This is a genomic window from Achromobacter sp. GbtcB20 (genome assembly GCF_019091095.1).
Taxonomy (GTDB): Bacteria; Pseudomonadota; Gammaproteobacteria; order Burkholderiales; family Burkholderiaceae_B; genus Achromobacter; species Achromobacter mucicolens.
The window spans coordinates 1-338 of the sequence record NZ_JAGXJZ010000345.1; the positions used below are offsets into that span (position 1 = coordinate 1).

Sequence of the window (338 nt, forward strand, 5' to 3'; positions counted from 1 at the left end):
CGTGCTGGTCGTGGGCACCTATGACCTGAAGACGGTCGTCACGGTCAGCGTCGTGCAATTCGCGCTGTTCTTCATGGATTTCTGGTTCCAGCTCGCTCGCTGGATCGACAGCACTATCCTCGATGCGCTCTATGGCTGGGGCTTTGGCTGGAACCGGCCACACACGAACTTCGACCCGCTGGTGGGGCTGAACAATGCGTTCGGCGACATGCTCTTGATGTTCGTCGCGGGCACGATGTTCCTGGTGCTGCCAGGATTCTGGCTGGCAAGCCTGACCTGGGTTGGAATTCGGGCGGGACATGCCATTCAGGGGTTGTCGGACGGCAGCAAGGGCGCCG

Annotated in this window: 1 protein-coding gene; it reads left to right on the top strand. The window is 60.9% G+C overall.

Annotation, left to right across the window (positions count from 1 at the left end):
• The coding region (locus KVT32_RS29265) for a conjugal transfer protein TraG N-terminal domain-containing protein (RefSeq protein WP_217619336.1) at positions 1 to 338 on the top strand (338 nt) is incomplete at both ends.